This is a genomic window from Billgrantia gudaonensis, from assembly GCF_900100195.1.
Lineage (GTDB): Bacteria > Pseudomonadota > Gammaproteobacteria > Pseudomonadales > Halomonadaceae > Halomonas > Halomonas gudaonensis.
Map to the genome: position 1 here is coordinate 80,093 of NZ_FNES01000002.1, position 17,703 is coordinate 97,795.

Annotated in this window: 17 protein-coding genes; 5 read left to right on the top strand and 12 right to left on the bottom strand. The window is 61.4% G+C overall.

Annotated features, from left to right (window positions below; translation table 11 throughout):
- Window positions 1-19: 19 nt before the first annotated feature.
- Complete coding sequence (locus BLP96_RS02445; RefSeq protein ID WP_089682746.1) at window positions 20-700, bottom strand: LuxR C-terminal-related transcriptional regulator; 681 nt, start codon at window positions 698-700, stop codon at window positions 20-22.
- A gap of 356 nt (window positions 701-1,056) precedes the next feature.
- Between BLP96_RS02445 and rdgB the strand changes: the two genes are divergently transcribed.
- From rdgB to BLP96_RS02465, 4 genes are all read left to right on the top strand, one after another.
- On the top strand, window positions 1,057-1,674 hold the full coding sequence (rdgB, locus tag BLP96_RS02450) for an RdgB/HAM1 family non-canonical purine NTP pyrophosphatase (RefSeq protein WP_089682748.1): 618 nt from the start codon (window positions 1,057-1,059) through the stop codon (window positions 1,672-1,674).
- On the top strand, window positions 1,671-2,879 hold the full coding sequence (gene hemW, locus BLP96_RS02455) for a radical SAM family heme chaperone HemW (protein WP_245682139.1): 1,209 nt from the start codon (window positions 1,671-1,673) through the stop codon (window positions 2,877-2,879). Before rdgB ends, hemW begins: the two co-directional genes overlap by 4 nt.
- 38 nt (window positions 2,880-2,917) lie before the next feature.
- A complete protein-coding gene (locus tag BLP96_RS02460) occupies window positions 2,918-3,601 on the top strand; it encodes a YiaD family glycine zipper/OmpA-like lipoprotein (protein ID WP_089682750.1) in 684 nt (227 codons plus the stop codon).
- Window positions 3,602-3,687: 86 nt separating this feature from the next.
- The gene (locus BLP96_RS02465) at window positions 3,688-4,536 is read left to right on the top strand and encodes a 23S rRNA (adenine(2030)-N(6))-methyltransferase RlmJ (protein ID WP_089683351.1); all 849 of its coding nucleotides are present in this window, start codon (window positions 3,688-3,690) and stop codon (window positions 4,534-4,536) included.
- 59 nt (window positions 4,537-4,595) lie between these two features.
- On the opposite strand, the gene BLP96_RS02470 is transcribed toward BLP96_RS02465, so the two are convergent.
- From BLP96_RS02470 to BLP96_RS02500, 7 genes are all read right to left on the bottom strand, one after another.
- On the bottom strand, window positions 4,596-5,741 hold the full coding sequence (locus BLP96_RS02470; protein ID WP_089682752.1) for an iron-containing alcohol dehydrogenase: 1,146 nt from the start codon (window positions 5,739-5,741) through the stop codon (window positions 4,596-4,598).
- A complete protein-coding gene (locus tag BLP96_RS02475) occupies window positions 5,738-7,120 on the bottom strand; it encodes an aldehyde dehydrogenase family protein (protein WP_089682754.1) in 1,383 nt (460 codons plus the stop codon). Before BLP96_RS02475 ends, BLP96_RS02470 begins: the two co-directional genes overlap by 4 nt.
- A 115-nt stretch (window positions 7,121-7,235) precedes the next feature.
- Entirely contained in the window at window positions 7,236-8,606 is a 1,371-nt protein-coding gene (locus tag BLP96_RS02480; protein ID WP_089682756.1) for a glutamine synthetase family protein, read from the bottom strand.
- A 98-nt stretch (window positions 8,607-8,704) separates the two neighbouring features.
- Window positions 8,705-9,757 (bottom strand): TRAP transporter substrate-binding protein, encoded by a 1,053-nt coding sequence (locus BLP96_RS02485; RefSeq protein WP_089682758.1) that lies wholly within the window; start codon window positions 9,755-9,757, stop codon window positions 8,705-8,707.
- A gap of 132 nt (window positions 9,758-9,889) precedes the next feature.
- Window positions 9,890-11,212: a TRAP transporter large permease gene (locus BLP96_RS02490; RefSeq protein WP_089682760.1), complete on the bottom strand. Its 1,323-nt coding sequence runs from the start codon at window positions 11,210-11,212 to the stop codon at window positions 9,890-9,892.
- Window positions 11,212-11,808: a TRAP transporter small permease subunit gene (locus tag BLP96_RS02495; RefSeq protein ID WP_089682762.1), complete on the bottom strand. Its 597-nt coding sequence runs from the start codon at window positions 11,806-11,808 to the stop codon at window positions 11,212-11,214. Before BLP96_RS02495 ends, BLP96_RS02490 begins: the two co-directional genes overlap by 1 nt.
- Window positions 11,801-12,532: an N-formylglutamate amidohydrolase gene (locus BLP96_RS02500; protein ID WP_245682140.1), complete on the bottom strand. Its 732-nt coding sequence runs from the start codon at window positions 12,530-12,532 to the stop codon at window positions 11,801-11,803. The genes BLP96_RS02495 and BLP96_RS02500 overlap by 8 nt, the downstream gene beginning before the upstream one ends.
- A 198-nt stretch (window positions 12,533-12,730) precedes the next feature.
- On the opposite strand from BLP96_RS02500, the gene BLP96_RS02505 reads away from it, so the two are divergent.
- A complete protein-coding gene (locus BLP96_RS02505; RefSeq protein WP_089682766.1) occupies window positions 12,731-13,603 on the top strand; it encodes a MurR/RpiR family transcriptional regulator in 873 nt (290 codons plus the stop codon).
- A 98-nt stretch (window positions 13,604-13,701) separates the two neighbouring features.
- Here the strand turns inward: BLP96_RS02505 and mnmE are convergent, their stop codons facing one another.
- The 4 genes from mnmE to rpmH all read right to left on the bottom strand — a co-directional run bounded on the left by mnmE (window position 13,702) and on the right by rpmH (window position 17,503).
- Window positions 13,702-15,072: a tRNA uridine-5-carboxymethylaminomethyl(34) synthesis GTPase MnmE gene (gene mnmE, locus BLP96_RS02510; protein ID WP_089682768.1), complete on the bottom strand. Its 1,371-nt coding sequence runs from the start codon at window positions 15,070-15,072 to the stop codon at window positions 13,702-13,704.
- 95 nt (window positions 15,073-15,167) lie between these two features.
- Window positions 15,168-16,865 (bottom strand): membrane protein insertase YidC, encoded by a 1,698-nt coding sequence (yidC, locus tag BLP96_RS02515; protein ID WP_089682770.1) that lies wholly within the window; start codon window positions 16,863-16,865, stop codon window positions 15,168-15,170.
- A 118-nt stretch (window positions 16,866-16,983) separates the two neighbouring features.
- A complete protein-coding gene (gene rnpA, locus BLP96_RS02520; protein WP_089682772.1) occupies window positions 16,984-17,355 on the bottom strand; it encodes a ribonuclease P protein component in 372 nt (123 codons plus the stop codon).
- Window positions 17,356-17,368: 13 nt separating this feature from the next.
- Window positions 17,369-17,503 carry a 50S ribosomal protein L34 gene (gene rpmH, locus BLP96_RS02525; RefSeq protein WP_010626003.1) on the bottom strand — a complete coding sequence of 45 codons (135 nt, stop codon included), beginning with the start codon at window positions 17,501-17,503 and terminating at the stop codon, window positions 17,369-17,371.
- Window positions 17,504-17,703 lie beyond the last annotated feature (200 nt).

Sequence of the window (17,703 nt, forward strand, 5' to 3'; positions counted from 1 at the left end):
TGGATGATTCTTTACGAACTTAGTGCGCTAACGTTTTTTCATGATGCCTTTGACCGGGAGCGATACCCATCAGGTTGTGTCTGGCCCAGTTCATGGCCTGTATCCTATTGTGCACGTTTATTTTTCTGAATATATTGTAAAGATGCGACTTTACGGTGTGCTCGCTAACGAATAGTTGGTTGGCGATCTCGGCGTTGGATGCGCCCGAGCCCAGCAGACCGATGATTTCCAGTTCTCGATGGGTCAGGCCGCATATCGGACGAAAAGCGTTTCGCTGCTGCTTTCGGTAGAAATCGATCATTTGCGTCATCAGGCTGCGTGACATCCACAGGTCGCCTTCGAGCATCTTGGTAATGCCCTTGCAGATCATTTCGAGACTATTGCTGCGGTAGAAGATCCCTTCCAGGTGCATGACGGCGAGAATGTCGACGGCTACCGTTTCATCCCTGACATTGAAGGCGGCTATCGCTACGCGGCCATCGTCAGCGATTCTGCCCTGCCATGTTCTCATGCCTTCGATGGCCAGGTGATCGATATCGAGAAGCAGTACGATACGTTCGTATTGCGTATCGGCCAGTCGATCCTCGGGTGATAAGATTCGCACCGGGCAACCGACCTGTTCGTGGATGTAATTGATGAAGAGCTGGGATTGCGGGTTGCTGTCGGTAACCAGCAACACCAGATCTTGTCCGTGGCCCATGATGTCTGCTCCCCTATGGCATGACGCGGCTCGCAATCTGAGGTGGGTCTCGTGGTGTTCCTAGCTTAGTGTTGTCGAGGCGTGATGAATTGTAAATATATGTTAGTCGAAGCTGGTTTAGGATGTTGTGGATCGTCTCGGTGTCAGGCTCGATATCATCGAGATAGTCTCTTCGTTTCAAAGCGATAGCGCATTGTGCTCAAAAGAGTGGGCGGCTGAGCTATGCGAAAGGCTTAGTCGTTTCATACGCTCTGATGAGTTTGCCTGACTTTCTGGAAGCCTCTTTCGTTTCGTTCGCAGGCCAACGATAATTGTCGGTTTGCCCGTTCCACCCAGCGATATTCTTAGGAGTTTCCATGCCACTGCCTCGAGTTTTCGTGCTGGCCAGTTCCAATCCCGGGAAGCTCGCCGAGTTCAACCAGCTGCTTTCCCCTCTCGGCTTGGAAGTCCGAGCCCAGGCCGATTTCGGTGTGGATGATGTCGAGGAAACTGGCCTGACCTTCGTCGAAAATGCGTTGCTCAAGGCGCGCGAGGCGAGCCGGGTCAGCGGGCTGCCAGCGTTGGCGGACGATTCCGGGCTGGAAGTGGACGCTTTGCAAGGAAGGCCCGGCATCCATTCCGCGCGCTATGCCGGGGAGCCCAAGAGCGATGCCCGCAACAACGCCAAGCTGCTTGATGCCCTGGCCGAGGTATCGGCGGCGTCGCGTGCGGGGCGCTACTGGTGCGTGCTGGTCATGTTGCGCCATGCCGAGGATCCCGTGCCGTTGATCGTGCAGCGCAGCTGGGAAGGGGTGATCCTCGATTCGCCCCGGGGCGATGGCGGCTTTGGCTATGATCCGCTGTTCTGGCTACCCGATCGCGGCAAGACCGCTGCCGAGCTGTCGGCCGAGGAAAAGAACCGCTTCAGCCATCGCGGCCGGGCGCTGCGCGCGCTGATCGATGCCATGTCGTCGGATAGCGGTAGCCTGCCATGATCACGATGCGCTCGATGCCGGCGGCGGCGTCTTCCTTGCCGCCCCTGGCGCTCTACGTGCACGTTCCCTGGTGCGTGCGCAAGTGCCCCTATTGCGACTTCAATTCGCATGGTGTGGGGCATGCCGCCGAACTGCCCGAGGCCGAGTATCTGGCAGCGCTCATCGCGGACCTGGAAGGCGACCTCCCCCTGGCGGCTGGCCGCGAAGTGGTCAGCGTGTTCATCGGTGGCGGCACGCCCAGCCTGATGTCGGCGGATTTCTATGCGCGTCTGCTGGAGGCGGTAGCCGAGCGCTTGCCGCTGGCCGCCGATCTGGAAGTGACGCTGGAGGCCAATCCCGGCACGCTGGAGCGAGGCCGCTTCGCCGGATACCGGGCGGCTGGCATCAATCGCCTTTCGTTGGGCGTGCAGAGTTTTCAGGATGCTCAGCTCACGGCCTTGGGGCGTATCCACAGCGGCGACGATGCACGCCGGGCGGTAGACGAGGCGCGCGAGGCGGGGTTCGACGATCTCAATCTCGATCTGATGCACGGCTTGCCGGACCAGACGCCCGACCTGGCGCTGGCGGATATCGACAGTGCCCTGGCGCTGGGGCCCTCCCATCTCTCCTGGTATCAGCTCACCTTGGAGCCCAATACCGAGTTTCACTCCCGGCCACCGGTGCTGCCGGTGGAGGAGACGCTGTGGGACATCCAGGACATCGGTCACGAGCGACTGCTATCCGCAGGATTCTCGCGCTACGAGATTTCCGCCTATTCCCGGGGCGCTCGCCAGTGTCGGCACAATCTGAACTACTGGCGGTTCGGCGACTACCTGGGTATCGGCGCTGGTGCCCATGGCAAGCTGAGCGCCCCGGGCGAGGAGGGGAGCCTGGCCATCGAGCGTCGCTGGAAAGTCCGACAGCCCTCCAGCTACCTGCGTCGGCGAAACGATCCACGGGGCTTCGTGGCCGGGAGTTCGCAGATCGACGAGGCGGAACTGCCATTGGAGTTCGCCATGAATGCCCTGCGCCTCGTGTCCGGCGTTCCTTTGCAGGAGTGGGTGGCCCATACCGGCCAGGGAACCGAGGCGCTGCAAGCTTGTCTCACCGCCGCACGCGCCAAGGGACTGCTCGTGGAAGATTCCGAGCGGCTTCAAGCCACGCCGCACGGTCTACTATTCTTGAATGAACTGCTGGCCTCGATTGGCGAGCATCGGGCCAGCTGACCCCAAGCTCGCCACCCTGACCCATCCAGGAGGGATACATGTTCACACCGATTCGATTGGTTGCTTCCATCTCAGCGGCCGTATTGTTGGTGGGATGTACCACCACGGACCCTTATTCCGGAGAAACCCGGCGCAGCAACACGGGAACCGGAGCCGCCATCGGAGCCGCCGTGGGGGCGGCAGCCGGGGCACTCTCCGGGGATGGCAGCACCAGCCGTCGTGATCGCGCCTTGATCGGTGCCGCCGTTGGGGCGGCAGCCGGCGGCGGTATCGGTGCCTACATGGATCGCCAGGAAGAGGAACTGCGCCGAAGCATGCAAGGGACGGGCATCGGCGTCGACCGCCGTGGCGATGACATCGTGCTCAACATGCCGAGCAGCGTGACCTTCGACTTCGACTCCAGCGAGCTGACATCGAGTGCGCGAAATGCTCTCAACGACGTCGCCTCGGTGTTGACGCAGTACACCGATACCCGCGTCAACATTGCCGGCCATACCGACAGCACCGGTGACGCGAGCTACAATCAGCGTCTTTCCGAACGTCGTGCCGAGTCGGTCGGCAGCTATCTGGCCCAGGCCGGGGTGGCGAACAATCGCCTGGCCATGCGGGGCTACGGCGAGAATCAGCCGGTGGCTAGCAACGACACCGAACAGGGACGCGCACAGAATCGTCGCGTGGAAATCACTCTGTCCCCCATCGAGTCGCGGATCCAGCAGCAGTAACCTGATGCCACCTTCGACCCTCGCATGAACCGGGGCCCGCCGAACTGGCGGGCCCTTGCATGATGGCCCTGCTGGAGTCCGTTGCCATGCTCTCCTATCAGCACGCTTACCACGCCGGCAATTTCGCCGACGTTCACAAGCATCTCACGCTGTTCGCCGTCATCGATCATCTGTTGCGCAAACCAACGCCCGTCAGCTATTTCGATACCCATGCCGGACGCGGTCGCTATCGGCTGGCGGCCGAGGAAACGCGTCGGCTGGGGGAGTATCGCCATGGTGTCGAGCCGTTGTGGCGAGCCCGAGGCCAGTTGATGGAAGAACCGCTGCTGGCCGGGTGGCTGTCGGCGCTGACGGCGATGCAACCGAATCCGCAGGTGCTCAGCCACTATCCCGGTTCGCCAGCCTGGCTGGTCCATCGCCTGCGTCCTCAGGATCGATTGAAGCTGTTCGAGCTGCATCCCGGTGAACACGCCTGCCTAGCCGAGCAGCCAATGGCCGGGGACGTCGAGTGGGTGCACGGCGATGGCCTGGCGGGTTTGCTCGACAGCCTGCCGGTGACCACGCCGCGGCTCTGCGCGCTGATCGACCCCAGCTACGAGCGCAAGGCGGAGTACCGGGAGGTGGCCGACACGCTGCACGTGGCCATGCGCAAGGCGCGTCATGCGGTGATGCTGGTGTGGTACCCGTTGTTGCCGGCAGCACGCCACCATGAGCTGCTGGAGGGCATTCGCGAGAGCGGTTTGCGCAAGGTGTGGCGTAGCGAGCTGTGCCTGCATGAGCCGGGTGTCGGGGAGCACGGGATGTACGGCAGCGGCATGCTGGTCATCAACCCGCCCTGGGGGCTGGATTCGCGCCTGATAGACGCCATGGCGGCGGTGACGCCGCGGCTGGGCCAGAGCAGCCGCTATTCCAGCGGCTGGTGGGTGGGGGAGTAGCGGAGATGGCGTGCCGGAGAGTGCATCGGGTCGCCAGAGCTCCGTTCATCGCCAGCCGGTTACAGGCAACGCTGGAACAGCTCCTTGAGATTCTCGCGGGTCAACTCCACCGGATTGCCGCCGCAACTGGGATCGCGTACCGCCATCTCGGCGAGTTCGTCGATCCGCTCCGCCGTGACTCCGATCTCGGAGAGTCGGCGCGGGATACCCAGCCGGTCATTGAATGACTGCACGAAGGTGCGGAAACCCTCGAAACCGCCGTCGATCTCCAGGTAGGCAGCGACCCGGTCGAACCTCTTGCGTATTGGCTCGGCATTGAAGTCGAGCACTGCGGGCATGCAGATCGCATTGGTGGTGCCGTGATGGGTGTTGAACAATGCGCCGATGGGGTGGCTCATCGCATGTATCGCCCCCAACCCCTTCTGGAAGGCCGTGGACCCCATCATCGCTGCGCTCATCATGTGCGCGCGGGCTTCGATGTCGTGGCCATCGGCATAGGCACGCGGCAGATTTTCCTTCACCAGACGCATGCCCTCCAGCGCAATGCCCTGACTCATCGGATGGTAGTGAGGGCTGGAAAACGCCTCTACGCAATGGGCAAAGGCATCCAGCCCCGTACCAGCGGTGATTGGCCTGGGCATGCCCACCGTCAGTTCGGGATCGCAGATCACCACGGAAGGCAGCACCTTGGGGTGAAAGATGATCTTCTTCTCGTGGCTTTGCGAGTTGGTGATGACGCTGGCACGCCCCACTTCCGAACCGGTACCGGCGGTGGTGGGAACTGCCACGATGGGTGCTATGCCATCGGCATCGGCACGAGTCCACCAGTCGCCGATGTCTTCGAAATCCCACACGGGGCGCGTCTGTCCCGACATGAAAGCGACCATCTTGCCCAGATCCAGACCCGAACCACCGCCGAATGCGATGACGCCGTCGTGATCACCCGCCTTGAAGGCCTCGACGCCGGCAGCCAGGTTGGTCTCGTTCGGGTTGGGGTCCACATCGGAGAACAGCGCACGCCCCAGGCCCGCGGCTTCGAGGATATTCAGTGCCTGGGCGGTGATGGGCAGTTCGGCTAGCCCCCGGTCCGTCACCAGCAGGGGCTTGCCGATACCTGCCTGGGCGCAGGCCTGGGGGAGCTCGGCGATCCGTCCCGCACCGAAGCGAATGGCCGTTGGGTAAGTCCAGTTTCCGGTCAATGTCATTTCGTCACCTTCTTCAGGTAATAGGACTTGGGGCGAGTCAGGTTGTGATAGCCGATCACCGAGAGGGAGCCGCCGCGTCCGGTATCCTTGCATCCGGTCCAGCAGAGTCCGGGGTCGAGGTAGTCGGCGCGGTTCATGAACACGGTGCCGGTCTGGATTCGATCGCCGACTCGCTGGGCGCGGGCGAGGTCGGCCGTCCACAGGCTGGCGGTGAGGCCGAACGCGCTGTCGTTCATCAGTCGAACGGCTTCGTCATCGCCGGAGACTTTCATGATGCCCACGACCGGACCGAAGCTTTCATCGCGCATGACTCGCATGTCGTGGGTCACCTCGGTCAGGATCTGCGGGGTGAGATAGGCTTCGCCATCATCCCCGGGCTTGGTGGCAATGTGCGCCTTGGCTCCTGCGGCCACGGCCTCGTCGATCTGCGCACGGACTTCCCTGGCGAAGCGGACATGGGCCATGGGGCCTATGTCCGTGGCAGCGTCCAGCGGGTTGCCGAGCCGGTAGCCCTCGACGATCGTCACGGCCTTTTCGACGAAACGGTCATACAGGCTTTCGTGGACGTAGATGCGCTCGATTCCGCAGCAGCATTGCCCGGAATTGAACATGGCGGCGTCGATCAGTGCGGCGACGCCGGCATCGAGGTCGGCATCCTCCATGACATACCCCGGATCCTTGCCGCCGAGTTCCAGGGCCATGCCGGTGAACGTACCCGCTGCCGCACGTTCGAGGGTGCGTCCGGCCGGCACCGAGCCGGTGAAGTTGACGAAATCGAAGGCACGTTCCGCGATCAGGGCCGAAGTAGTGTCGTGGTCGAGGAACACGTTCTGGAACACATCCTCGGGTACGCCGGCAGAGTGGAAGGCCCGGGCCATGCGCTCGCCCACGAGCAAGGTCTGGGTGGCGTGTTTCAGCAACACCGTGTTGCCCGCGATCAGTGCCGGCGCCACGCTGTTGATGGCCGTCATGTAGGGGTAGTTCCAGGGCGCCACTACCAATACCACGCCGTGTGGAATGCGCTTGATATAGCGCTTTACCGTGGCGTCCTCACCCACCGCGATGTCGGCGAGCGCCTCCCGGGCGATGGCCGCCATGTGGCTGCCACGCTCCTCGAAGCCGCCAAATTCGCCTCCATAGCGAATCGGGCGCCCCATCATGTACGCCAGCTCGGGCACCACTTCGTCGTTCATCGCCCCCACCGCGGCGATGCCCGCCATCACCCGATCGATACGCTCCTGCAGAGGCCGGGCGGCCCAGCTTGCCTGTGCCTCCCGTGCCCGCTGTGCCGATTCCCGGGCTGCCGTGGTCGACAGAGCCTCACGTTCGGCGTAGATCTCCCCATCGATCGGTGAGATACACTGCAGCATATGGCCCATCGTCATCTCCTTTTTGCGGCCGGCCCGAATGACCGTCGACCTGCCGTTCGTCTAGCGGTAACTGCCTTCACCCGGCCAGCGCTGTGTCCGACCGGGGCCTTCGTTATCCTGGGCGTCAGGCGCGCTCGAACCCGCGGGCTACCTCGTAATGCGTCACCACCCTGTCGAAATCTTCCAGCTCCACTTCGGCGGCGCGTACGTAATGATCGACCACGGCGTCGCCCAACGCTTCGCGCAACATGCTGGAGCCCTGCAGCGCATCCTTGGCATCGCGCAGGTTCTGTGGAATCAGGCCGCTATCACCGGCGTAGGTGTCGCCCACGGCCGGTGGCGGCAGCTCCAGCCTGTCGTTGATCCCCTTCATGCCGGCGGCCAGTTGGGCTGCGATGGCCAAGTATGGATTCAGATCCGAACCGCCAATACGGCATTCGATACGTACGGCTTTCGTGCCGCTGGCGCACAGTCGGAAGCCGGCGGTGCGGTTATCCACTGACCAGACCGTGCGGGTTGGAGCGAAGGAGCCTTTCTGGAAACGCTTGTAACTGTTGATGTAGGGTGCCAGGAAGTAGGTGTAGTCGGGGGCGTACTTCAGAAGGCCGGCCAGGTAATGCTTCATCAGGGAGGACATGCCCAACTCATCGCTGGCATCGTAGAAGACCGGCGTATCGCCTTGCCACAATGACTGATGAATGTGGCTCGAACTGCCCGAGTGTTCTTGATGCCACTTGGGCAGGAAGGTTGCCGCGCGGCCTTTCTGCCAGGCGATCTCCTTGATCGCATGCTTGGCGATGGTGTGGTAGTCGGCAGTATCCAGTGCCGGTGCATACTTGATATTGAGCTCTTCCTGACCGCAGCCAGCCTCGCCCTTGGTGCCTTCCACGGGGATTCCTGCCGCATGGAGCAGGTTGCGCACGGGACGCAGTACATGCTCTTCCTTGGCGGTTTGGAAGATGTGGTAATCCTCGTTGTAACCGCTGATGGGGCGTAGATCACGGAAATCCGCCTGGCGGATTTCATCGACACTCTGCTCGAACAGGAAGAATTCCAGTTCACTGGCGATCATCGCATCGAGTCCCAGCTCTTCGAGCCGTTCGAGCTGGCGCTCGAGCATGGTGCGCGGGGCGTGGGCCACTGGCGTATGGCTGTGATGATCCAGGATGTCGCACAGAACCAGCACAGTGCCGTCGAGCCACGGAACCGGGCGCAGGGTGGCCAGATCGGGCTTCATGATGTAATCGCCATACCCGGCTTGCCATGACGTGCTGGCATAGCCGTCCGGCGTTGCCATCTCGAGATCGGTGGCGAGCAGGTAGTTGCAGCAGTGTGTCTCTTCCCAGCCACCGTCGACGAAATGACGCGCATGAAGCCGCTTGCCCATCAAGCGGCCCTGCATGTCCACGAAGCAGGCCAGAACCGTGTCGACATCGCCGTTCCTGACCTGGGCCTCCAGGGCCGACAGGGCATCGACAGTCGCTGCGCTGTTCATTTGAGAGGCTCCTTGTTGGATCGCCATGACAAGGCCCGGCCTGGGGTCCGGACCTTGCTATCGTTGTGCGCCCCGCAACCGCGGGGCGTGAAGGAATATCAGGCGTCCGTATAGCGATAGGGCTTGCCCGCCTTGCGCATGTCGGCGTTGTATTGCTTGAAAATCTCGACCACCCTGGCCTTGGTTTCGGATTCGGCGGCGATCTCATCCCAGAACTCCTGGGCGGCGTTTTCCACCTGTTCCCATTCGGCGTCGGGAATACTGGTCAGTTCGAGCTTGTCGCCATGCACGCGTAGCTTGGCTTCGCCACCCCAGTACCAGTGCTGGCGATAATAGTGGGACTGCTCGCAGCACACCTCGAACAGCAGCCGGAGATCCTCGGGCAATTCGTTCCAGCGTTCCATGTTGACGAAGAAGTGGCCGATCCAGGCACCGGAGATGTTGTTGGTCAGGAAATAGTTGGTGACATCGGCCCAGCCCACCGTGTAGTCCTCGGTGATGCCCGACCAAGCGATCCCATCCAGCTCGCCGGTCTGTACCGCGACTTCGATGTCTTCCCAGGGGAGCGTCACGGGCACGACGCCGAACTGCGAAAGGAAACGCCCGGCAGTGGGGAAGGTGAAGATGCGCTTGCCTTCCAGGTCTGCGAGGCTGTGGATCGGATCCTTGGTAACGAAATGACACGGATCCCAGGCCCCGGCACTGACGTGCTTGACGCCGACCTTGGAGTACTCCTCCTCCCAGATCTCCTTGAGGCCGTACTGGTTGAACAATACGGGCACATCCAGACTGTAGCGTGACCCGAAGGGGAAGTAGCCACCGAAGACGGTGACTTCGGTAGGTGATGCCATGGAGTCGTCATCCGATTGTACGGCATCGATGGTTCCGCGCTGCAGGGCCCGGAACAGCTCTCCCGTCGGAACCAGCTGGTCGGCGTAGAATAGCTCGATCTGCATTCGGTCGCCGGCGATTCGGTTGAACAGATCGATGGCCGGCTTGGCGACATGTTCGGCCAGAGCGGCACCGGCATAGGTCTGCATGCGCCACTTGATGGCCGGCTCGCTCTGAGACTGGGCAACGACCCGACTGGCCAGCGGAGCCATGGCAGCACCGGCCGCAGCGGTGATCAGAAACTTGCGTCTTGTTGTCATCGTTTTCTCTCCTGACATGAAATGCCGAAAATGGCTTAGCGTCGGCCCTTGGTGAGGCTCTTCTTGTCTTTCGGTTAACCACCGCCGTGTCTTTTTTCGACCGACTGATGGTCAGGCGTCATATTGAAACGGTCAGTTTCCATAGATATACCCGGGTAACCATAGGGCAATCTGAGGGAAGATCATTACCAGGCTCAGGGCGACCGTCATCACGAAAACGAAAGGGATAATGGATCTGTAAATATCGATTAGCCCAATCTGAGGCGGTGCCATGGCACGCATCAAGAACAGGTTATAGCCGAATGGTGGGGTCATGTAGGCAATCTGCGTGGTGATCGTGTAGAGCACGCCGTACCAGATCAGGTTGAAACCCAGCGCATCGACCAGAGGCACGTAGAGCGGTGCCACGATCACCAGCATGGCGGTATCATCGAGGAAAGTGCCCATCACGATGAAACTCAGCTGCATCATGATGAGTATCATCCATGGCGAAAGGCCCAGCTTCTCGGTGAAAAGGCTATCGATGGCCTTGACGGCGCCCAAGCCGTCGAAGATGGCGCCGAAAGCGAGTGCGGCGAGAATGATCCACATGAACATGCAGGAGATCGCCAGGGTCTGGCGTACCGAGACCTCGAAGACTTTTCGCGTCATGCGACCCTTGACGATCGCTGCGAGCAACGCTGACATGGCGCCTACTGCCGAGCTCTCGACCAATGAGGTCCAGCCTTTTACGAAGGGCACCATCATGATTGCAAAGATCATGAGTGGCAGTATGCCGGCGCGTAATAGCCGCAGCTTTTCGGACAAGGAAACGTTGCGTTCTTCGACCGCCAGAACCGGACCAAGCTCCGGCTGCACACGACAGCGAACGTAGATGTAGATGATGAACAGCGTTGCCATCATCAGCCCGGGGAGCACCCCGGCAAGCCAAAGTTGACCGACGGGTTGGCGGGCGATCATCGCATAGAGCACCAGTACCACCGAGGGCGGCACGAGAATGCCCAGGCTGGAGCCCGCCTGGATGACGCCGGTTACCATGATCTTGTCATAGCCTCGGCGCAGCAATTCAGGCAAGGCGATAGTAGCCCCTATTGCCATTCCGGCTACCGACAGCCCATTCATGGCGGATATCAGCACCATCAGCCCGATCGTACCGATGGCTAGACCGCCTTTTACCGGACCCATCCAGACATGGAACATCCTATACAAGTCATCGGCAATCCGACTCTCCGACAGGATGTAACCCATGAAGATGAACATCGGTAGTGTCAGCAGTGGATACCACTTCATGAGTTTCATTGCGGAGGTGAAGGGTATGTCAACGCCGCCGGTACCCCATAGCAGAACGCCAGCCAATGCACCGACAAAACCAATCGCACCGAAGACTCGTTGCCCCGTCATCAGCATCAACATCATCGAGCTGAACATGACGATGGCGATCATCTCGTAAGACATCAGATATTAACTCCACGAAGTCGGCTGATATCTCGGAAAAACTCGGCACTTGCTTGAAGAATCATAAGGAATATACCGATGCAAAGAATTGCCTTTATGGGCCATAGCACGGGCCGCCAGGACGTCGAGCTTCTCTCCAGGAAGCCTAAGCTTTCGCTCGCTTCGGAGGGCCCCTGGGTAAAAAGTGTCCAGGCAAGGTCGAAGAGGAACGTAAAGGGCTCGCTTCCGAAATATCCTAGAGAGTAAGCCATCGAAACCAATCCACCATAAAGCAGTACGCCAAGGTAGAAGAGCAGAAAGAACACCGTGAAAGCGTCGACCCAGGCCTTGGTCTTCAAGCTCCAGTTTCCGTAGAAGAGATCCATCCTTACATTCGAGCCGAGTTGGATGGAGTAGGGTCCTCCCAATACGAAGTAGGCCACCATGACGAATTGAGCAGTTTCCAAGGTCCATAGCGATGGGGTCATGAACGCCTTGGAGGCCGACGACCACAGCAATATGGCAATCAGAACGAAGATGAGGTACATCGCAAATCGGCCGATGATGCGATTCATGACATCGATAATGGCGATATAGCCCAGGATCGCTTTAGGCATCGTGCGCGTCTCCCCGAATCGGGATTTCGAATCCGAGCTCTGCCAGTGCAGGCTCGATCAACAGCAGGAGCTCGTCGGCCATGGTGGATGCATCGGCTGGCGTGCCGAGCAGGTCGTTGCGAATCTCGATCATCACATTCGCCAGTCCATGACCGATGCCGTGCAGTTTCAGTGAGTGGGTTACACCGTCTTCGGGGCCGTAGGGGTCGTTGCGCCGGATCTGGCGGTGTGCCAGACGGTGGGATTGGGCCAGCATGGCATCGGCCAGTCGCCGGTCGGCGTCGTGCAGAATGCCGATTTCAACCGTTCGGGGTTTGCCGTGATAGTCGGGAGTGAAACTATGCACGGTGATCAGCGCTGTAGGCAGGTGGCTGGCGGCGCGCTCCTCGAGTCGTTGTGTCACGGCCGTACAGAAGGGACGGTAGACCGATTCGATGCGTTGGGCGCGCTGGGCCTCAGTGAGGTTCCGGTTGCCTGGCACATCGACGACTTCCGACCGTTCGGGCATGGCACTGGCCGCCTCGGGCGGACGGTTACAGTCATAGACGAGTCGTGAAACGCGGCTCGCCACCAAGGGGGCATCGAGTGCCCGGGACAGCGCCATGGCGACGTCTCGGGCACCGGGATCCCAGGCCGCATGGCTGAAGCGATGGGCGGGGTCGAGCCCGAGGTCGTGATAGGGCTCGGGAATGTCCGGCGAGGCGTGTTCGCACAGAATGACCACAGGCCCTTTGCCTGATCGATTGTGCAGCTCGACGCTTGGGAATGACGCTGTTGTTGTTCTTGGCATTCCTGCCTCCTCCTCGTCTCTGTAAAGATATAGACGCGGAGATGACATTACGTCAAGATTTATTCAGTAGGCGGCTCGACGCCGGTCGCTGACGAAGCGGCCGATATATGGATCATCACAGACAGGTGACTCTTGACGACGACTAAACCTACGGTACGTGAGCTGATTCGCCAGCATTATTCAGAACTGACGCCGTCGGAGCGCAAGCTGGCCGGCACCCTGTTGGAGAACTACCCGGCGGCCGGACTCGCCTCGATCACCGCCGTGGCCAGCAATGCGGGAGTGTCGACTCCCACCGTGGCGCGAATGATCAAGAAGCTGGGGTTCAAGGGCTATCCCCAGTTCCATCAGGCATTGCTTCATGAGCTCGAGGCCAAAGGCGTAGGGCCCACTCAACGGCGCAACAACTGGCTGTCAGAGGCGCCCGAGACGCACTTGCTGAATCGCTTTTCCCAGGCTGTCAGCTATAACCTGGAGCAGACCTTTGCGCATATCGAGTCCGCTCGCTTCGATCAGGTGATTGACAAGCTGGCGGATGCCGACAAGCGCCTGTATATCGTCGGCGGTCGGATCACTCATGCGTTGGCCGATTATGCCTTCACTCACCTCCAGGCGGTGCGTCCTCATGTGACCCACATGGCCTCGTCCTCCGGCACCTGGCCGCATTACGTGCTCGATATGGAGCCGGGGGAAACCCTACTGATCTTCGATATCCGGCGTTACGAGACGAATTTGCTGCGCCTGGCGGAACTCGTCGGCAACCGTGGGGTTACCATCGTTCTATGCACCGATCAGTGGGGGTCGCCCATCTCGTCGGTAGCCGACTTCACGTTCAACTGTTGGGTGGAAATTCCCTCTGGCTGGGATTCCAACATCGCGACCATGATGCTGCTGGAGGCCATGATCGCGGCCGTTCAGGAGCAACGTTGGCCGGAAACTCGCGCGCGCTACGAAAGGCTGGAAGAGCTGTTCGACATGACTCAACTGTTTCGCCGGTTCATCTGATCGGCCTATCAATGATCGATGGCCGAACCTTGCTCAGGCTCGATGTATCCGCCGGATTGCCCAGGATGCTGCAATGGGTGGGCTCGTGATTGCGCCGTTCATTTGCCGATGCAGAAGCTGCCGAAGATCTCGCCCAGGAGGTCGTCGGCACTGAACTCGCCGGTGATCTCGCCCAGAGCCTGCTGAGCCTGGCGCAGGTCTTCGGCCAGTAGCTCGCCGGCGCCATGGCCGTCCAGCTGTGCCTCGCCGTTGTCCAGTGCCTCTCGTGCGCGGTCCAGGGCATCCAGGTGGCGGCGGCGCGCCGAAAAGCGTCCTTCGGTGGTGCCGGCGTAGCCCATGACCGTCTTGAGGTGCGCTTTCAGGTCGTCCATGCCCGCGCCCGTCTTCGTCGACAGCCGCACCACGGGATGGTCGGTGGTCAGATCGAGCCCGGCGTCTTCATGACTCGTGTCGATCTTGTTGCGTACCAGAGTCAGGCGCGCGGGGTCGGGTAAGCGGGCCACGAATTCGGGCCAGATGGCCATGGGGTCGGTTGCCTCGGTGGTGGCGGCATCCACCATCAGCAGCACCCGGTCGGCCTTTTCGATTTCTTCCCAGGCGCGGGCCACGCCGATCTTCTCCACGGCATCCGGCGTATCGCGGAGTCCGGCGGTGTCGACCACGTGCAGCGGCATGCCGTCGATGTGGATGTGCTCGCGCAGCACGTCGCGGGTGGTGCCCTCGATCTCGGTGACGATGGCGGTTTCCTGCTCGGTGAGGGCGTTTAGCAGGCTCGATTTGCCGGCGTTGGGGCGTCCGGCAATTACCACGTTCATGCCTTCCCGCAGCAGCGCACCCTGACCGGCGGCAGTGCGGACGCTGGCCAGCTCCGTCTTGACGCCATCCAGCATCTCGGCCACACGACCATCCGCAAGGAAGTCGATCTCTTCTTCGGGGAAGTCGATGGCGGCTTCCACGTACATGCGCAGCTCGATCAGGCGCTCGACCAGCGTCTCGACGCGGGCCGAGAACTCGCCTTGCAGCGAGTGCAGGGCATTCTCGGCGGCAGCGCGCGAGCTGGCTTCGATCAGGTCGGCGATGGCCTCGGCCTGGGCCAGGTCGAGCTTGTCGTTGAGGAAGGCGCGCTCGGAGAATTCGCCGGGGCGTGCCAGCCGGGCGCCGAGTTGCACGCAGCGCTCGAGCAGTAGATCCATGATCACTGGCCCGCCATGGCCCTGTAGCTCCAGTACGTCCTCGCCGGTGAAGGAGTGCGGGCCGGGGAAGAAGAGGGCGATGCCCTCGTCGATGACGCCGTGCTCTCCGCGAAACGGCCCGTAGTGGGCGTGTCGCGGAGAAAGGTAGTGCTCTACCACGGCTTCGGCAATGGTGCGGCAGAGCGGCCCTGAAACGCGAATGACGCCCACTCCGCCGCGGCCCGGCGGAGTGGCGAGTGCACAAATGGTGTCCGGCGTGTAGAGGGTCTCGGGCATTGTCGTCTCCTGGCTGCACCATTGTCGGTTTCCGGGGGCGCAAACGCCAGACCCCCGCACGGGGCGGGGGTCGGCGGCTCGGAAGTAAGGAGGGCCTACTTGGCCTTCATGCCCTTGCCGACACTTGGGTCGCTCTCGATCTTTCGCGTGATCACGTACTGCTGGGCGATCGAGATGACGTTGTTGACCACCCAGTAGATGACCAGGCCTGCCGGGAACCACAGGAAGAAGAAAGTGAAGACCACGGGCAGCATCTTCATGATCTTGGCCTGCATGGGATCCGGCGGTGTCGGATTGAGCAGCTGCTGGACGAACATCGAAGCGCCCATCAGGATCGGCAGGATGAAGTAGGGATCCTTCACCGACAGATCCTGGATCCAGAACATGAAGGGGGCGTGGCGCAGCTCCACGGACTCCAGCAGCATCCAGTAGAGAGCGATGAATACCGGCATCTGCACCAGGATGGGAAGACAGCCCCCGAGGGGATTGATCTTCTCCTTCTGGTAGAACTTCATCATCTCCTGGGACATCTTCTGGCGATCATCGCCGTATTGCTCCTTGAGACGCTGCATTTCCGGGCCCAGCTTGCGCATGCGCGCCATCGACTTGTAGGCCTTGGCGGAGAGCGGCCACATGACCAGCTTGACCAGCACGGTGAGCAGGACGATCGACCAGCCCCAGTTGCCGATCAGGTTGTGGATCTGGTCGAGCAGCCAGAACAGCGGGTTGGCGATGAACCACAGCCAGCCGAAGTCAACGGTGAGCTTCAGGTTGGGCGCCACCTGCTCGAGGTAGTCCTGTACCTTGGGGCCGACGTAGAGAGTGGCGCCCAGGCGAGCGCTCTCTTCCGGGGCCAGCGTTGCAACGGGGCCGGCCATGGCGGCCACGTTGCGGTCGCGGGAATCGGTGGTGGCGTAATAGAGGTTCTGCTCGTCCTGCGAGGGTGCCCACGCCGAGACGAAATAGTGCTGAATGATGGCGACCCAGCCACCCTGGGCATCGCGGTTGGCGAAGTTGCCTTCCTTGATGTCTTCGAAGCTGACCTTCTGGTAGCGGTCATCCGGCGTCGAGAAGGCCGCTCCCAGATACGACTGCATGCCGAGTGCCGGACCGCTCGAGGGGTCGGGGCTGTTGTCGCGAGCCAGCTGGCCGATGAAGCGAGCCGTCACCGGCTCCTCGCTCTGGTTGGCCAGATGGTAGCTGACATCCACGGCATAGCTGCCACGCTCGACGGTGAAGCGCTTGATGACCTCCACGCCGTTGATTTCGGCGGCCAGGTCGACTTCCAGGCTATCCTCATCCTCGGACAGTCGGTATTCCGTGGTTTCCGGCGTATAGCTGATGCGGCCCGAGTGACCATCGAGCTGTAGCCCGGAACGCGCCACGTAGCTGCGCGTTTCACTGTCGGACAGCATCACGTAGGGGTGCTCGCTGTCTCGCGTGAGCCGGTGCTGCGGCAGTGCTGCGTAGACGACGTCGCCGCCCTGGGGATCGATGCGCAAGTCGAGGACGTCCGTCTCCACCACGATCAGATCCCGGCTGGTGCCGGGACGTGCCGTGTCGCTAGGCATGTCGCCGGCCATTTCGTCCTGTTCGCGCGGGGCGCTGGGGACGGCAAGGCCTTCTTCATCAGGCGTTTCGGCCGTCTCGGCTTCCTGTTCGCTGGCCGTGGTGGTGACGCTGGGAGTGTTCGGCTCAGGCGTGTTCTGGCCATAGTCCTGGTTCCACTGCACCATGATCATGTAGGCGAGCACGGCCAGAGGAATCAACAGTAGGAGTCGTTTTACGTCCATGAGGGTTCTGCCCGGTGGGTAGTGTACATGCCGCTGGAACGGGGCCTGCTGCCAGGCCGATATACGCGAAAGCCTGCCCGAGGCAGGCTATCGTGGCGGAAACCGGCACCGCATCCGCTCAGGATGCCTTCGACTGGCGAACGTCCCGTTCCAGCCGGCGCCACATGCCATGCAGCTGGCGATGGAGCGTAGCGTTATCCAGTTCATGGGCGCCACGACGGCCCAGCACCACGATATCGACGGCGGGTAGCCTATGTTGCTGGAGTCTGATGGACTCGCGGGCAAGCCGCTTCAGGCGATTGCGATCGACGGCGCGGCGAACGTTTCTCTTGCTGAACACCAGGCCGAGTCGGACGTGTCCTTGCTGGTTGGGGCACGCCAGGGCCAGCAGCCCTTTGCCGTGAACCTTGAAAGCAGCGTGATCGAAGACGTGGCGGTAGTCCCCGGCAGTCAGCAAGCGCAACCGAGGGGGAAAACCATGACCGGACACGGGCAATCCGCGATCAGGCGCTCAGACGCTTGCGGCCCTTGGCGCGACGACGTGCCAGTACGGCACGGCCGTTCTTGGTGGCCATGCGCGCACGAAAGCCATGCACACGCTTGCGCTTGAGAACGCTGGGTTGGAAAGTGCGTTTCATAACTCTTGATTCCCACGTGGTTAAATTGGACGGAACGTCTTCAAGACAGCACCCTGAGGCCACGTGCGGCCCCGGGAGGATTCGGTTCAAGACCGGAAATTGTAGTGACTTCGCCGCTTCGACGCAATTGTTGCGCCCCTGGTTTCTGCCGTCGGAATGGGCTCTGCCCGGAGCGTGGCGGTTCGGCCTGTGGGCAGGAG

Excerpts from the sequence above, each read along its gene's own strand:
- BLP96_RS02480 (WP_089682756.1), bottom strand. The coding sequence starts at position 8,606 with ATGAACAGCGCAGCGACTGTCGATGCCCTGTCGGCCCTGGAGGCCCAG.
- BLP96_RS02465 (WP_089683351.1), top strand. The coding sequence starts at position 3,688 with ATGCTCTCCTATCAGCACGCTTACCACGCCGGCAATTTCGCCGACGTT.
- yidC (WP_089682770.1), bottom strand. The coding sequence starts at position 16,865 with ATGGACGTAAAACGACTCCTACTGTTGATTCCTCTGGCCGTGCTCGCC.
- BLP96_RS02460 (WP_089682750.1), top strand. The coding sequence starts at position 2,918 with ATGTTCACACCGATTCGATTGGTTGCTTCCATCTCAGCGGCCGTATTG.
- BLP96_RS02475 (WP_089682754.1), bottom strand. The coding sequence starts at position 7,120 with ATGGGCCATATGCTGCAGTGTATCTCACCGATCGATGGGGAGATCTAC.
- BLP96_RS02485 (WP_089682758.1), bottom strand. The coding sequence starts at position 9,757 with ATGACAACAAGACGCAAGTTTCTGATCACCGCTGCGGCCGGTGCTGCC.
- BLP96_RS02495 (WP_089682762.1), bottom strand. The coding sequence starts at position 11,808 with ATGCCTAAAGCGATCCTGGGCTATATCGCCATTATCGATGTCATGAAT.
- rpmH (WP_010626003.1), bottom strand. The coding sequence starts at position 17,503 with ATGAAACGCACTTTCCAACCCAGCGTTCTCAAGCGCAAGCGTGTGCAT.
- hemW (WP_245682139.1), top strand. The coding sequence starts at position 1,671 with ATGATCACGATGCGCTCGATGCCGGCGGCGGCGTCTTCCTTGCCGCCC.
- BLP96_RS02470 (WP_089682752.1), bottom strand. The coding sequence starts at position 5,741 with ATGACATTGACCGGAAACTGGACTTACCCAACGGCCATTCGCTTCGGT.
- BLP96_RS02490 (WP_089682760.1), bottom strand. The coding sequence starts at position 11,212 with ATGTCTTACGAGATGATCGCCATCGTCATGTTCAGCTCGATGATGTTG.
- rdgB (WP_089682748.1), top strand. The coding sequence starts at position 1,057 with ATGCCACTGCCTCGAGTTTTCGTGCTGGCCAGTTCCAATCCCGGGAAG.
- mnmE (WP_089682768.1), bottom strand. The coding sequence starts at position 15,072 with ATGCCCGAGACCCTCTACACGCCGGACACCATTTGTGCACTCGCCACT.
- BLP96_RS02445 (WP_089682746.1), bottom strand. The coding sequence starts at position 700 with ATGGGCCACGGACAAGATCTGGTGTTGCTGGTTACCGACAGCAACCCG.